The organism is Cellulomonas sp. URHE0023 (genome assembly GCF_000688475.1).
GTDB lineage: Bacteria > Actinomycetota > Actinomycetes > Actinomycetales > Cellulomonadaceae > Cellulomonas.
Genome location: NZ_JIAN01000006.1, coordinates 736,489 through 750,771 on the forward strand (window position 1 = coordinate 736,489; position 14,283 = coordinate 750,771).

Annotated in this window: 15 protein-coding genes; 5 read left to right on the plus strand and 10 right to left on the minus strand. The window is 71.2% G+C overall.

The window, feature by feature from the left end; all coding sequences use genetic code 11:
• Positions 1-37: 37 nt before the first annotated feature.
• Positions 38-514 (plus strand): DUF3515 family protein, encoded by a 477-nt coding sequence (locus N553_RS0112585; protein WP_051640123.1) that lies wholly within the window; start codon positions 38-40, stop codon positions 512-514.
• A 4-nt stretch (positions 515-518) separates the two neighbouring features.
• On the opposite strand, the gene N553_RS0112590 is transcribed toward N553_RS0112585, so the two are convergent.
• Entirely contained in the window at positions 519-1,592 is a 1,074-nt protein-coding gene (locus N553_RS0112590; protein WP_028046816.1) for an acyl-CoA desaturase, read from the minus strand.
• A 334-nt stretch (positions 1,593-1,926) separates the two neighbouring features.
• On the minus strand, positions 1,927-3,060 hold the full coding sequence (locus N553_RS0112595) for a D-alanine--D-alanine ligase family protein (RefSeq protein ID WP_028046817.1): 1,134 nt from the start codon (positions 3,058-3,060) through the stop codon (positions 1,927-1,929).
• Between the two features lie 49 nt (positions 3,061-3,109).
• Between N553_RS0112595 and N553_RS0112600 the strand changes: the two genes are divergently transcribed.
• Positions 3,110-4,252, plus strand: a complete 1,143-nt coding sequence (locus N553_RS0112600) for a PLP-dependent aspartate aminotransferase family protein (protein ID WP_028046818.1) — start codon at positions 3,110-3,112, stop codon at positions 4,250-4,252.
• A 4-nt stretch (positions 4,253-4,256) separates the two neighbouring features.
• Here N553_RS0112600 and N553_RS0112605 read toward each other — a convergent pair whose 3' ends face one another.
• From N553_RS0112605 to leuC, 6 genes are all read right to left on the minus strand, one after another.
• The gene (locus N553_RS0112605) at positions 4,257-5,255 is read right to left on the minus strand and encodes an NAD(P)H-dependent glycerol-3-phosphate dehydrogenase (protein WP_028046819.1); all 999 of its coding nucleotides are present in this window, start codon (positions 5,253-5,255) and stop codon (positions 4,257-4,259) included.
• A 5-nt stretch (positions 5,256-5,260) separates the two neighbouring features.
• On the minus strand, positions 5,261-6,025 hold the full coding sequence (locus N553_RS0112610; RefSeq protein ID WP_028046820.1) for a 1-acyl-sn-glycerol-3-phosphate acyltransferase: 765 nt from the start codon (positions 6,023-6,025) through the stop codon (positions 5,261-5,263).
• Positions 6,026-6,045: 20 nt separating this feature from the next.
• Positions 6,046-7,374 carry a UDP-N-acetylglucosamine 1-carboxyvinyltransferase gene (murA, locus tag N553_RS0112615; RefSeq protein WP_028046821.1) on the minus strand — a complete coding sequence of 443 codons (1,329 nt, stop codon included), beginning with the start codon at positions 7,372-7,374 and terminating at the stop codon, positions 6,046-6,048.
• An 88-nt stretch (positions 7,375-7,462) separates the two neighbouring features.
• Complete coding sequence (locus N553_RS24315; RefSeq protein ID WP_197030043.1) at positions 7,463-8,131, minus strand: HU family DNA-binding protein; 669 nt, start codon at positions 8,129-8,131, stop codon at positions 7,463-7,465.
• Positions 8,132-8,228: 97 nt separating this feature from the next.
• A complete protein-coding gene (gene leuD / locus N553_RS0112625) occupies positions 8,229-8,894 on the minus strand; it encodes a 3-isopropylmalate dehydratase small subunit (protein ID WP_028046822.1) in 666 nt (221 codons plus the stop codon).
• 20 nt (positions 8,895-8,914) lie between these two features.
• Positions 8,915-10,369: a 3-isopropylmalate dehydratase large subunit gene (gene leuC, locus N553_RS0112630; protein ID WP_028046823.1), complete on the minus strand. Its 1,455-nt coding sequence runs from the start codon at positions 10,367-10,369 to the stop codon at positions 8,915-8,917.
• A 106-nt stretch (positions 10,370-10,475) separates the two neighbouring features.
• On the opposite strand from leuC, the gene N553_RS0112635 reads away from it, so the two are divergent.
• The 3 genes from N553_RS0112635 to N553_RS22535 all read left to right on the plus strand — a co-directional run bounded on the left by N553_RS0112635 (position 10,476) and on the right by N553_RS22535 (position 12,353).
• Positions 10,476-11,195: an IclR family transcriptional regulator gene (locus N553_RS0112635; RefSeq protein ID WP_028046824.1), complete on the plus strand. Its 720-nt coding sequence runs from the start codon at positions 10,476-10,478 to the stop codon at positions 11,193-11,195.
• A 1-nt stretch (position 11,196) separates the two neighbouring features.
• Entirely contained in the window at positions 11,197-11,427 is a 231-nt protein-coding gene (locus tag N553_RS0112640; protein ID WP_028046825.1) for a hypothetical protein, read from the plus strand.
• 71 nt (positions 11,428-11,498) lie between these two features.
• The gene (locus N553_RS22535; RefSeq protein WP_034621861.1) at positions 11,499-12,353 is read left to right on the plus strand and encodes a LysR family transcriptional regulator; all 855 of its coding nucleotides are present in this window, start codon (positions 11,499-11,501) and stop codon (positions 12,351-12,353) included.
• A gap of 54 nt (positions 12,354-12,407) precedes the next feature.
• Here the strand turns inward: N553_RS22535 and N553_RS0112650 are convergent, their stop codons facing one another.
• Both N553_RS0112650 and N553_RS22540 read right to left on the minus strand, forming a co-directional pair.
• Positions 12,408-13,463, minus strand: a complete 1,056-nt coding sequence (locus N553_RS0112650; protein ID WP_028046826.1) for an LLM class flavin-dependent oxidoreductase — start codon at positions 13,461-13,463, stop codon at positions 12,408-12,410.
• Positions 13,463-14,275 (minus strand): alpha/beta hydrolase, encoded by an 813-nt coding sequence (locus N553_RS22540; RefSeq protein ID WP_051640125.1) that lies wholly within the window; start codon positions 14,273-14,275, stop codon positions 13,463-13,465. The genes N553_RS0112650 and N553_RS22540 overlap by 1 nt, the downstream gene beginning before the upstream one ends.
• Between the last annotated feature and the right edge of the window lie 8 nt (positions 14,276-14,283).

Below are 14,283 nucleotides of genomic sequence, written 5' to 3' on the forward strand. Positions count from 1 at the left end.
GTAGAGGGTCGCCGGCCCTGCCGGGTTACCGTGACCCGTGCGCAACCGACGACTGGCGACTCCCGCGGCCGTCGTCGCGACGCTCCTCCTGCTTGCCGGGTGCACCAGCGCCGTCGCCGCCGAGGCGGCCCCGCACGCGACCGACCCGGTCTGCGCGAGCGTCGTTCTCGCGATGCCGGACTCGCTGGGCGACGACCTCCCGAGACGCGACACCACGGCCCAGGCCACGGCCGCGTGGGGCGACCCTGAGGCACCGATCCTCCTGCGGTGCGGCGTCGAACCCCTCGGCCCCACGACGGAGCACTGCCAGACCGTCGAGACACCGGGCGGGCCGAGCATCGACTGGGTGACGGTCGAGAACGACGACGGCAGCTGGACCTTGACCACCTACGGCCGCTCTCCGGCCGTCGAGGTGGACGTGCCCGCCACGGTCGCCGCGTCGACGGGCACCTCGTACGTCGACCAGCTGGGGGCCGCCGTCGCGATGACCGCGCAGCAGCGCACCTGCCTCTAGGAGGTCACCGGCCGTACTGGGCGGCGACCGGGCAGTCGAACGCACCCCGGTCGGCGAGGCCGACGTTGTTCAGGTACTTGACGATGATCCGGTACGACTCGAAGAAGCCCACCTCGGTGTACTTCACGCCCAGCCGCTCGCAGTACTCACGGACGACGGGCTGGACGTGCTTGAGGTTCGGGCGGGGCATGCTCGGGAACAGGTGGTGCTCGACCTGGTAGTTCAGGCCGCCCATCGCGAAGTCGACGGCCACACCGCCGCGGATGTTGCGTGACGTCAGCACCTGGCGCCGAAGGAAGTCGACCTTCATCCCGGCCGGGATGATCGGCATGCCCTTGTGGTTCGGGGCGAACGACCCGCCCAGGAAGACACCGAAGAGCGCCATCTGCACGAAGAAGAACGCGACCGCCTTGCCCGGGGGCAGGAGCACCAGCAGGATCGCGATGTAGAGGACGATCCTGCTGATCACGATCGTGGCGTCGACCTTGCGGTTCGGCACAGGCCCCTTGGCGAGCAGGGCCCGGACGCTCGAGATGTGCAGGCTCATCCCCTCGAGGGTGAGCAGCGGGAAGAAGAACCAGCCCTGGTTGCGTCCGAACCAGCCGCGGAAGCCGCTGCGGCTCTCGACGACGTCGGAGGTCCACGCGACGACGCCGGGCGCGATGTCGGGGTCCGCACCCTCCTGGTTGGGGACCGAGTGGTGCTTGTTGTGCTTGTTCCGCCACCACGAGGCCGAGAGGCCCGCGAACCCGCCGGCGAAGATCCGGGCGGTCCAGTCGTTCCAGGCGTTCGACTCGAAGATCTGGCGGTGCGCGCTGTCGTGACCGAGGAACGCCACCTGCGTGAGCACGACGGCGAGCGCCGCGGCGACGGCCAGCTGCCACCACGAGTCGCCGACGACGACGACGAGCACCCACACGCCGGCGAACGCGAGGACGACGGCGATCATCCGCGTCCAGTAGTAGCCGTAGCGGCGGCGCAGGAGACCCGAGTCGCGCACGTGGGCGGCGAGCGCGGAGTAGTCCTGGGCGTTCCGCTGTGCGCCCGCGAGGACTGCGCCCGAGGAGTCCGGGCTCATGCGAGCGCCCCGGAGGTCGAGCGGTGGGCGGGCGGTGCGAGCAGCGCGAGGCTCAAGTAGGTCACAACCGATCTTCGTGGAGCCGCCAGCGACTGGGCGGTCGTGCGACGCACCAGCCGTTCGACAGGTGCGAAAGACGCTGGTGGGCGTCCCGACGGTGGTGGAGACGCCTGCCGACCCGCCACTTCTCTGTCGCGGGCGGTCCACCACGAATGCCCAGACAGTACGGCACCCGCCTGAACATTTCTGGACTTGTTGCCCCGGGAACGCAAACTCGTGGGAGAACCCGAGGTAGGGCCCGGGGGCACACCTGGTTGCCGTCCACGGCGACGCCTCAGCGCAGTCCGGTCGGGCGGTCGAGCGCGAGCCGGATCAGCTCGTCGACGAGCTCCGGGTACGTGACGCCCGACGCCTGCCACATGCGCGGGTACATCGAGAACGGTGTGAAGCCGGGCATCGTGTTGATCTCGTTGACCACGACCTCGCCGGTCGACGTCACGAAGACGTCGACGCGCGCCAGACCCTCGCACCCGACCGCCTCGAACGTGCGGACGGCGACGTCCCGGACGGCCGCGGTCTCGGCGTCGGTCAGGTCGGCCGGACAGGCCAGGGTGACGCCCGCCTCGTCGAGGTACTTGGCCTCGAAGTCGTAGAAGGTGTGCCGCGGGTCGGTCACGAGGATCTCGCCCGGCAGCGAGGCCCGCGCGCGGGTCCCTGCGTGACCGCCGAGCACGCCGCACTCGATCTCACGCCCGACGATCGCCGCCTCGACGATGACCTTGGGGTCGTGCTGCTGGGCGGCCAGGATCGCCGCCGGCAGGTCCGCGAGGTCCGTCACGCGCGTGATACCCAGGCTCGAGCCTGCCCTGGCGGGCTTCACGAACAGCGGGAGCCCGAGGTCGGCGACGCGCTCGGACAGGCCCACCGGGTCGCGCTCGAGCTCCCCGGGCAGGACGACCACGAACGGCCCGACCGGGAGACCGTGGCCGGCCAGGACGAGCTTCATCATGTGCTTGTCCATGCCGACCGCCGAGGCGAGGACGCCCGCTCCCACGTACCGGACGTCGGCCAGCTCGAGCATCCCCTGCAGCGTGCCGTCCTCGCCGAACGGGCCGTGCAGCAGCGGGAACACCACGTCGACCTCGCCGAGCACACGCGGCAGGCGCCCGGACTCGAGCACCTGGACGTCGCGGTCGTCGACCGCCTGCGGCAGCAGCACGTGGGCCGCAGTGTCCTCGACCTGCGGGAGCCGCCCGTCGGTGATCGCCCACCGATCCGGGTCGTCGTCGGCGAGCACCCAACGACCCGCAGGCGTGATCCCGACCGCGAGGACGTCGTACCGGTCGCGGTCGAGCGCGCGCAGCACTCCACCCGCCGTCGCACAGCTGATCGCGTGCTCGCCCGAGCGGCCGCCGAACAGCACCATGACCCGCGGTCGACGGTCTGGGAGGTCTGTGGTGGTGTCCATCGCGCCGAACCCTACCTGGCGCGGGGCGCCGCCCCGGTAACCTGCGGCAGTGACTCCCGCTCAACCTGCAGACCTGTCTCCGGCGACGCTCGTCGTGAGCGCCGGTCGACCAGCCAGGGCCCAGGGCGCCCCGGTGAACCCACCGCTCGTCCTGTCCTCGACGTACGTCTCGCAAGGCGTACCCGCGCCGGGCGAGATGCTCTACGCGCGGATGTCCACCGAGACCTGGCACCCGTTCGAGGAGGCCCTCGGCCGCCTCGAGGGTTCGACCCACCCCGCGCTCGTGTTCGGGTCCGGCATGGCGTCCATCGCCGCCGCGTTCTCCCTCATCCCGGACGGCGGCCGGCTCGTCCTGGCGCGGCACGCGTACCAGGTGACCATCGGCTACGCGCGCGACCTCGCCCAGCGGCACGGGATCGACGTGGTCCTCGTCGACATCGACGACACGGAGTCGGTCGTCGCCGCTCTGCCTGGCGCGTCGCTGCTGTGGGTCGAGTCACCGACCAACCCCATGCTCGAGGTGGCCGACCTACCGGCACTCGTCGAGGCCGCGCACGCAGCGGGTGCGCTCGTGGGCGTCGACAACACCTTCGCCACTCCCCTGGTGCAGCGTCCTTTCGAGCACGGCGCCGACATCGTCATCCACTCGGTCACCAAGTACCTCGCAGGCCACAGCGACGTCGTCCTGGGCGCCGCGCTCGCCGACGACGACGGCCTGCACGCACGGCTGCTCGCCTACCGCACGCTGCACGGGTCGATCGCCGGACCGTTCGAGGTCTGGCTCGCCCTGCGGGGACTGCGCACCTTGGCCCTCCGCGTGGAACGCGCCCAGTCGAACGCCGCCGAGCTCGCGAGGCGCCTCGCGGAGCATCCGGCCGTCGAGCAGGTGCGCCACCCCAGCCTGCCCTCCGACCCGGGGCACGAGCGCGCACGCCGCCTGATGGACGGCTACGGGGCGATCATCGGGCTGCGCCCGCGCGGCGGGGCCGCCGCCGCAGACGCACTCGTCGCGGCTCTCGAGCTCTGGGTTCCTGCGACGAGCCTGGGCGGCGTGGAGTCGAGCCTGGAACGGCGCCGCCGGTTCCCTACCGAGTCGGTCACCGTCCCGGAGGACCTGCTGCGGCTGTCGGTCGGCATCGAGGACGTCGAGGACCTCTGGACGGACCTCGACCGAGCCCTGCGGGCGTCGTAGGCCCTCAGACGCCCTCGGCCTTGTGCGGCCGCGCGAGCAGCAGGGCCGCGAGCTGGTCGATCGGGAGGCCCTCGTGCAGAACGCGCACCACGGCGGACGTGATCGGCATCTCGACACCGAGCGACGTGGCCAGCTCGAGCACCGAGCGCGAGGACTTCACGCCTTCTGCCGTGCCGCCGGTCGCCGCGATGGCCTCTTCGAGCGTCTTGCCCCGGCCGATGTGCCCGCCGAGCGTGTGGTTGCGCGAGTCCGGTGAGGCGCAGGTCGCCATGAGGTCCCCCAGTCCGGCCAGACCGGGGAACGTGTCGGCATCGGCGCCCAGTGCGAGGCCCAGACGAGTCATCTCGACGAGACCGCGGGTGATGACGGTGGCCATGGTGTTGTAGCCGAGACCACGACCCTGCGAGATGCCGACGGCCAGCGCGATGACGTTCTTGACCGCACCGCAGAGCTCGACACCCACCACGTCGTCATTTGTGTACGGGCGGAAGTATGCCGACGCGCAGGCGTTGGCGACCAGCTGAGCCGTCGCCGGGCTGCTGGACGCCACCACGGTCGCGGTCGGCTGCCGGTGGGCGATCTCGAGGGCCAGGTTCGGTCCGGAGACGACGGCGACGCGCGACGCCGGGATGTCGAGGGCCTCGCAGACGACCTCGCTCATCCGTCGGTCCGTCGAGAGCTCGACGCCCTTCATCAGCGACACGACGACCGCGTCCGGCGCGAGGAACGGCCGCAGCGGTGTCAGCAGAGCACGTGCCGACTGCGACGGGATCGCGACAGCGACGAGATCGGCCCCGTCGAGGACGACGGACGGGTCCGACGACGCAGACACACCGGCCGGGAGGACGACCCCCGGAAGGTAGGCCTCGTTGCGGTGGTCGTCCGTGATCTGCCGGCAGACCGTGTCGTCGCGTCCCCAGACCGTGACCGAGCATCCGGCGTCCGCCAGTACCGCAGCGAACGTGGTGCCCCACGCACCGGCTCCGAGCACGGCAGCGCGCAGCACCGTCACGGCAGCTCCGGCTTCGTCGCGCGGTCCCCGCCGATGCGCTTCTCGCCCGGTTCGAGCGGCGTGCGCATGTCGTACCGGGTCGCGGGAGGCTGCTCCTCGCGGATGTCGGCCAGAAGCGCCGTGATCGCAGCCATCACACGCTCCGTGGCCTCGCGCAGCGTCGCCGTGTCCTGCGGGTTGTCGTACAGGTCGCTCAGGTCGACCGCGGGGCCGGCGACGATCGTGATCGTCTTGCGAGGGAACGGCCGCAGGAGCTTCTCGTACCGGCGGAGCAGGAGCTGCGGGCCCCACTGCGCGACCGGGACGACAGGAGCGCGTGTGGTCAGCGCGAGCCGAGCGACACCTGTCTTGGCGGCCATCGGCCACAGGTCGGGGTCCCTGGTCAGCGTGCCCTCGGGGAACACGGCGACGCAGTCGCCGTCGGCGATCGCGTCGACCGCGGCGTTGAGCGAGTCAGCGGCCGAGACCGTGTTGCGATGGACGGGGATCTGTCCGGTCGCGTGCAGCACGTTCCGCATGACCGGCACCTTGAACAGCGACGCCTTGGCCAGGATCTTCGGGGCGAAGCCGTTCTCCCACAGGAAGTACGCGAACGTCAGCGGGTCGATGTTCGTCATGTGGTTCGACGCCGCCAGAAAACCGCCCTCGGTCGGCAGGTTCTCGGCGCCGCGCCAGTCCTTGCGGGTCATCAGCCGCAGCACCGGGCGGACGAGATGCGCGACGGTGCGGTAGGCACGGTTGGACCTGGCGGGGGGATGCACGGGAGCCGATGCTACCGGGCTCAAGCGCGGGTGAGCTCGCGGCTGAACTGAGCCCCGAGCGCCTCGAGCTTGTCCGTGAACCGCTCGTACCCGCGGTCGATCAGGCTGATGCCCCGCACCGAGGAGGTGCCCTTCGCGGTGAGGGCCGCGATGAGGTGGCTGAACCCGCCGCGCAGGTCCGGCACCTCGATGTCGGCAGCGCTCAGGGACGTCGGACCAGAGATCACGGCCGAGTGGTAGAAGTTGCGCTGCCCGAACCGGCACGGACGGCCACCCAGGCACTCCTTGTAGACCTGGATCGTGGCGCCCATCCCGACCAGCGCGTCGACGAACCCGAACCGGTTCTCGTAGACCGTCTCGTGCACGATCGACAGGCCCTTGGCCTGGGTCAGGGCGACGACGAGCGGCTGCTGCCAGTCCGTCATGAACCCCGGGTGGACGTCGGTCTCGAGCTGGATGGAACGCAGGTCACCACCGGGATGGAAGAACCGGATCCCCGCGTCGTCGACCTGGAACTCGCCACCGACCTTGCGGAACGTGTTGAGGAACGTCGTCATCTCGGGCTGCGTGGCCCCGCGCACGTACACGTCGCCGCCGGTGGCGAGGGCGGCAGCGGCCCAGGACGCGGCCTCGATCCGGTCCGACAGCGCGGTGTGCTGGAACCCGACGAGCCGGTCGACGCCCTCGATGCGGATCACCCGGTCGGTGTCGACCGAGATGATCGCGCCCATCTTCTGCAGGACGTTGATGAGATCCATGATCTCGGGCTCGATGGCCGCGTTGGCCAGCTCCGTGATGCCTTCGGCGCGCACGGCGGTCAGCAGCAGCTGCTCGGTCGCTCCGACGCTCGGGTACGGCAGCGCGATCTTGGTGCCCTGCAGACGACGGGGAGCGCGGATGTGGATGCCGTTGTCGGTCTTCTCCACGACCGCGCCGAACTGGCGCAGGATGTCGAGGTGGTAGTTGATCGGCCGGTCGCCGATCCGGCAGCCGCCCAGGTCGGGGATGAACGCCTCACCCAGCCGGTGCAGCAGCGGGCCGCAGAACAGGATCGGGATCCGGCTCGATCCTGCGTGCGTGTCGATGTCCGCGACGTGTGCCGACTCGACATCCGTCGGATCCAGGTGGAGCGTCCCGCCGTCGGCGTCGGCATCCACCGTGACGCCGTGGAGCTCCAGCAGGCCCGTGACCACGGCGACGTCGCGGATCTGCGGCACGTTGCGCAGCTCGCTCGGCGTCTCACCGAGCAGCGCGGCGACCATCGCCTTCGAGACGAAGTTCTTGGCCCCACGGACCGTGATGTCTCCCGACAGCGGGTTGCCCCCGTCGACGTACAGCAGATCGCTCATCGGACAATCGTCTCCCACGGACCCGCGTGCATCCGACCACGAGCGCCCGGCACGCCGTCGCCGGGCAGGACTTCACGTGGTCAGGGGCTTATTTCTTCTTCTTGGTGTTCTTGGACTTGCTGGCCTTGTTCTTGCCGGAGACGACCGCGGACTTCGCCGCCTTCGTCGTCGCGGCGCCCTTGGTGTCCTTCTTCTTCGTCGACACGGCCTTCGTCGGCGCAGCCTTCGCAGCCTTCGTCGAGGCAGCCTTCGTCGAGGCAGGCTTCTTCGAGCTCGGCTTCTTCCCTGCCGCGGACTTCTTCCCCTCGTCGGCGACCTTGGCGCTCTTCGCGCTCTTGGCCTTCGTCGCCGCGGGCGCGTCGGCCTCCGCCTTCTGGGCAGCGGGCGCCTTCGGCTTCGCGGGTGTCTTCGGCTCCGCGACGGCGATCGGTGCCAACGACCCGGAGGGAGCACCCGACAGCGACGCGAGCGGTACCGCTGCACCCGACGCCACACGAGACCTCAGCGTCGCACCGGGGTGGAACCGCGCCACGGTGGTGGCCGGGACGTCGATCGACGAGCCCGTCTGCGGGTTCCGCGCGGTCCGTGCGGCGCGCGCCGCGGACTCGAACGTGCCGAACCCCGTCAGCGTGACGCGCTCGCCGGCGGCCAGGGCCGCGGTGATCTCGTCGAGCACGGCGTCCACCGCACCTGATGCTGCCGCCCTGCTCCAGCCGCGCGCGGCGATGCGATCAGCGAGGTCAGACTTGCCGGGCATGGTTGTCCCTCCGTCGGCCGACGCACGCACGTCGGGCTCGCTGATCACCGTAGTCATCTGCGGCGGATCCGCAGGTCGGACCCGCCGCAGACCGACGTCAGGGCTTGCGGCCGATCTCCACGGGCACGCCCACGGGGCGCGCAGCGACGATCTCGACGGGCGGCAGGTGCTTGGCCGGCAGGGTGGCGGGGCGCCACGACTCGCGACGCGCCTCGAACTCGGAGATCTCGTCGGCGTGCTCGAGCGTCAGACCGATGTCGTCGAGGCCCTCCATGAGGCGCCACCGCGTGTAGTCGTCCACCTGGAAGGGCACCACGACGTCGTCGCACGTGATCGTCTTGGACTCGAGGTCGACCGTCACCTCGGTGCCCGGGCGGGTCTCGAGGATCTTCCAGATGAGCTCGATGTCCTCCTGCGACGCCTGGGCTGCGAGCAGCCCTTGCTTGCCGGAGTTGCCGCGGAAGATGTCCGCGAAACGGTTCGAGATGACGACCTTGAACCCGTAGTCCTTGAGCGCCCAGACGGCGTGCTCGCGCGACGAGCCGGTGCCGAAGTCGGGGCCGGCGACGAGGACCGAGCCGGCCTTGTACGCGTCTTGGTTGAGGACGAACGACGGGTCACCGCGCCAGGCGGCGAACAGTGCGTCCTCGAACCCGGTGCGCGTCACCCGCTTGAGGTAGACGGCCGGGATGATCTGGTCGGTGTCCACGTTGCTGCGCCGCAGCGGGACGCCGACGCCGGTGTGCTGGCTGAACTTCTCCATGAGTCTTCTCGCTTCCTGGGTCAGACCGTCTGGAGGTCAGTGAGAGGGCTGCCGTCGGGGGTGGGTGCACCCGTACCGAGGTCGGCATACGACGAGAGCGTGCCGCGGATGGCGGTCGCGGCGGCGACGAGCGGGGAGACCAGGTGCGTGCGCCCACCCTTGCCCTGACGACCCTCGAAGTTGCGGTTCGACGTGGACGCCGAGCGCTCCCCCGGGGCGAGCTGGTCGGGGTTCATGCCCAGGCACATCGAGCAGCCGGCGTTGCGCCACTCCGCGCCGAAGTCCAGGAAGATCTTGTCGAGCCCCTCGGCCTCGGCCTGCAGGCGGACGCGTGCGGACGCCGGGACCACGAGAACGCGGACGTCGTCGGCCTTGTGCTTGCCCTGCACCACCTTGGCGACCGAGCGCAGGTCCTCGATGCGGCCGTTGGTGCACGAGCCGATGAAGACGGTGTCGACCTTGATCTCGCGCAAGGGCTGCCCGGGGGTCAGGCCCATGTACTCGATGGCCCGCTCGGCGGCGCCACGCTCGTCGGCGTCGGCGATCTCCTCGGGGACCGGCACGGAGCCGGACAGCGGCAGGCCCTGGCCCGGGTTGGTCCCCCACGTGACGAACGGCTCCAGGTCCTGCGCCTTGAGCACCACCTCGACGTCGAACTCGGCGTCGTCGTCGCTCTTCAGCGTCGACCAGTACTCGACGGCGGCGTCCCAGTCGGCACCCTCGGGCGCGTGCGGGCGGCCCTTGAGGTACTCGAACGTGGTCTCGTCCGGCGCGATCATGCCCGCGCGCGCGCCGGCCTCGATCGACATGTTGCAGACCGTCATCCGCGCTTCCATGGACAGGGCGCGGATCGCCTCGCCGCGGTACTCGAGCACGTAGCCCTGGCCGCCGCCGGTCCCGATCTTGGCGATGATCGCCAGGATGATGTCCTTGCTCGTCGCGCCGGCCGGCAGCGCGCCGTCGACGGTGATCGCCATGGTCTTGAACGGGGCGAGCGGAAGCGTCTGGGTGGCGAGCACGTGCTCGACCTCGCTCGTGCCGATGCCGAACGCGAGCGCACCGAACGCGCCGTGCGTCGAGGTGTGCGAGTCGCCGCAGACGACCGTCAGGCCCGGCTGGGTGAGGCCGAGCTGCGGGCCGACCTGGTGGACGATGCCCTGGTCCGCGTCGCCCAGCGAGTGGATCCGCACCCCGAACTCGGCGGCGTTGTTGCGCAGCGTCTGGATCTGCGTCCGGCTGGTCTCGTCCGCGATCGGGCGGTCGATGTCCAGCGTCGGGGTGTTGTGGTCCTCCGTCGCCAGCGTGAGGTCCGGGCGACGGACCTTCCGGCCGGCGAGCCGGAGACCCTCGAACGCCTGCGGGCTCGTGACCTCGTGCACCAGGTGCAGGTCGATGTAGAGCAGGTCGGGTGCACCGTCGGTGCCCTGCCGCACGACGTGCGCGTCCCAGACCTTCTCTGCCAACGTGCCGGCCATCTTCTCGGTCCGTTCTCTCGTCATTCATTCGTCCGGGAGTGTGGTTTTTCCCGGCTCACCGTTCGTCGTACTTGCATCTCAGTCTTCGAGACGCCAATATCGACCTATGGACAACTCTAGCGGAGTCGGCGTGCTGGACAAGGCCGCATCCGTTCTCAGCGCCCTCGAGGCCGGTCCGGCCACCTTGGCGCAGCTCGTCACCGCCACCCATCTTGCTCGCCCGACGGCCCACCGGCTGGCCGTGGCCCTCGAGCACCACCGGCTCGTCGCCCGCGACATGCAGGGTCGGTTCGTGCTCGGGCCGCGGCTCTCGGAGCTGGCGACGGCCGCCGGCGAGGACCGACTGCTCGCCGCAGCCGGTCCTGTGCTCGCCGCGCTGCGCGACCACACGGGCGAGAGCGCGCAGCTCTACCGCCGGCAAGGCGACCAGCGCATCTGTGTCGCCGCCGCCGAGCGTCCGATCGGCCTGCGCGACTCGATCCCGGTCGGCGCGACGCTGACGATGCACGCGGGATCCGCTGCGCAGATCCTGCTCGCCTGGGAGGAGCCGGACCGGCTGCACCGCGGGCTGCAGGGCGCCAAGTTCACCGCGACGATCCTGTCGGGCGTCCGCCGGCGCGGCTGGGCGCAGTCGGTCTCCGAGCGCGAGGTCGGCGTGGCGTCGGTCTCCGCTCCCGTGCGGGGCCCGTCCGGTCGCATCGTGGCCGCGGTCTCGGTGTCCGGACCGCTCGAGCGCCTCTCCCGCCAGCCGGGCCGCCTGCACGCCGCAGCGGTCGTCTCGGCGGCGAACAGGCTCACCGAGGTCCTTCGCCGCACGGCCGACTGACGTGGCGGTACGAGGTCCGGCCGCGGCTCGGCGTCGGCAACGTCGTCGCGCGGCCCTGTGGTCCTTCGTCGGCGGGTTCGTCGGCGGCGCCGTGATCAGCGTGCTCGGCGGCGGGGACGTCGTCGGAACGGTCATCGTCGGGGTGCTCCTCGGGTCACTGTGCGCGGCCGTCGCTGCTCTGGTCGTCACTCTCCTGCCGACCACGTCCGGCGGTCCGCGCGGTCAGCACTGACCCGTCTCGGGAAATGAGACGGATCCGCTCACCCCTGGTCACCTCCTGCTGCGTGGCCCACACTCCCCGGCGTGAACCTCACCCTCGACATCGGCCCGCTCCGCAGCCTCGTGGCTGTGGCGGACTGTGGTGGGTTCCACCGGGCGGCCGCGGCGCTGCACCTCACGCAGAGCGCGGTCAGCCAGCACGTCCGGCGCCTCGAGAAGACCGTGGGGCGGCCTCTGGTCGAGAAGGACGGCCGCGGCTCACGGTTCACCGTCGCCGGTGAGGTCCTCGTCGCGGAGTCGCGCCGGGTCCTCGAGGCGCACGACGCAGCGCTCCGCAGCCTCGGTGTGCGCGTCCCGGTCGCCGAGCTCGTGTTCGGCTCGACCGAGCACGGCGCCGACGACCTGCTGCCCGCGGTCGGCACCGCACTCGGTGGCCTGCACGCCGGAACGCTGCGCTTCCGGCTCGACCGCACGACGGCCCTGAACCAGGCGGTCGACGGCGGGAGCCTCGATGCCGCCCTGCTGCTCGGCAGCGCGAGCCCGGCCGGGCACTCGGCCGGCCGGATCCCGCTCGTGTGGGTGTCCGGCCCGCAGTGGACCCCGGGTTCGGTCACGTCGTTCGTCGCGTTCGACGAGCCCTGCGCCATCCGCCGACGCGCGGTCCAGACCCTCTCGTCGGAAGGTCTGCGACCGCACGTCGCCGCCGAGTCACCGCACCTGGCCGGCGTGCACGCCGCGGTACGCGCAGGACTCGGCGTGACCCTCCTGCCCCTGATCGGGGAACCGCCGCTCGGGCTCGTCGTGCGTGACGACCTGCCGCCCGTGGACCCGATCGACCTCGAGGTGCGCGTCCGCCGGGGCGCGGACCCCGAGATCGGCCGGGTCGCTGCGGCCGCGGTGCGGCGTCTCGTCGACGACCGCGCGCTCGTCGCGGCCTGATCCACCGGTCGCCACAGCCGGGCTGGTTCCGCGAACCAGCCCGGCTCTGCCGCGTCAGACCAGGACCGGCACTCGCGCGGTCCTGCCGACCAGCGGGAAGACCTGCTCCGCGATCCGTTCCAGCTCGCTGTCCAGCGGTGACGCCTGCAGCAGGACGAGACCAAGGCCCGCCTCCTCGTAGGCCAGCAGCTTCTCGGCGACCTGCTCGGCCGTCCCGACCAGCCCCGGCCGGAGGCCACGGGTGCCCACCGAGTACTCCTGCAGGCTCACCGACCGCTCGAGCTGCGAGTGCTGGACGAACTCCTCGTAGGACGCGTAGCTGGCCCCGGCACCCTCGGCGGGCACCGTCGTGATCCGCTCGAGCTCCGCCTGCGCCTCGCGCTCGGTGTCCCGGACGATGACGTACGCGGCCATCCCGGTCTCGACGAACGGGTCCTTGCCGATCGCCTCCCTGCGACGCGCCATCTCGGCGATCTTGCCGCCGACCTCCTCGACGGTGCCACCGTGCATCACGTACGAGTCGGCGAACCTCGCGATCGACGCCTTGCCACCCTCGCTCTCGCCGCCGGCCCAGATCGGCGGTGTCCGGCGCGGCTTGGGCTCGAGCACCGCATCCTCGACCGTGTAGTAGCTGCCCTCGTACCGGAACGGCGTCTCCCGCCACAGGCCCGTGACGACGTCGACCCACTCCTGCGTCCGGGCGTAGCGCTCGTCGTGCACCCCGAAGATGCCGCCGTACTGCTTGGCCTCCTCCGCCCACCATGCGGAGACCACGTTGAGCGCCAGCCGCCCGTGGCTGATGTCGTCGAGGGTCGCCGCACGCTTCGCGAGAACCGCCGGCAGGTGGAACCCCGGACGTACCGCGACCATGATCTCGACGTGCTCCGTGACCGCGGCGATGCCCGCGGCGAGCTCCCACGCCTCAAGGCTCGGCGCGCTGATGCCCTTGCGGTCGTTGAGGTAGAGCTCCGGCACGAGCGTCAGGTCGTAGCCCAGCCGGTCAGCAGTCTGGGAGACCTTCTTGACGTAGTCGAACGTCGCGGGCATCCCCTCGTCGCCCACGTTGCGCAGGAACCCGCCGTAGATCGGCGTCCAGTAGCCGTACCGCATCAGATGCCCGTCCCGTCAGCCTCGAACGCGTTGCCGAGCGGGACCCGCACGACGACGGAGCGGTGCGGGTTGCCGGAGCGCACGCGCTCCAGGAACTGGACCACCGACGCGGCGACCGACCGGTGGGCGGCGTCGTTGAGCACGTCGTGCACGCCGTCGCGCACGGCGACGAGCTCGGCGTCGGGCCACCACGACAGGGCGCGCACGACGTCGCGCAGCGGTGAGACCTCATCGGCGTTCCCGTGCACGGCGAGGGCGGGGATACCGACGTACCAGGGGCCGCCGCTCGTGCCAGACGGCTCGCGCGACGTGACCGACGTCCCCCACGCACGGGACGCGTCGGTGACCTCGCTCAGCGAGCGCGTGAACCGCGGGTCCTCGACGAGCAGCTCGCGGTGCACCGGGCACGACGTGCGCTGCGCGATCTCGTCGTCGATGTCGGCGGCCGCCGACACGCTGTCCCCCACCGCGGCCCCCGCGAGGATGATCGCCGACGGGCTCACGAGGCCCTGCCGCACGGCGTCCACCACGACCGCTGCCCCGGCGTCGACCCCGACCAGGACGCGCGGACCTTCGATCGCCGACTCCTCCCCGTCGATCTCCGCAAGGAGGTCACCGACCTCGGCCGCATCGGCAGGCAGCGTGTCGAGCACGTCGACGACGTAGCCGTCCGCGGCGATGCGTTGGGCGAAGCGGCCGTAGTGCACGAGGTTCTCGCCGCGTCCCGGCACCACGAGAAGGGCGCCGCGGGGGCGGACGGTCGACGGCGGGAGGACCCGGACGCGGGTCGCTGTGAGAGTGCTGGTGGACATGGTGGGGG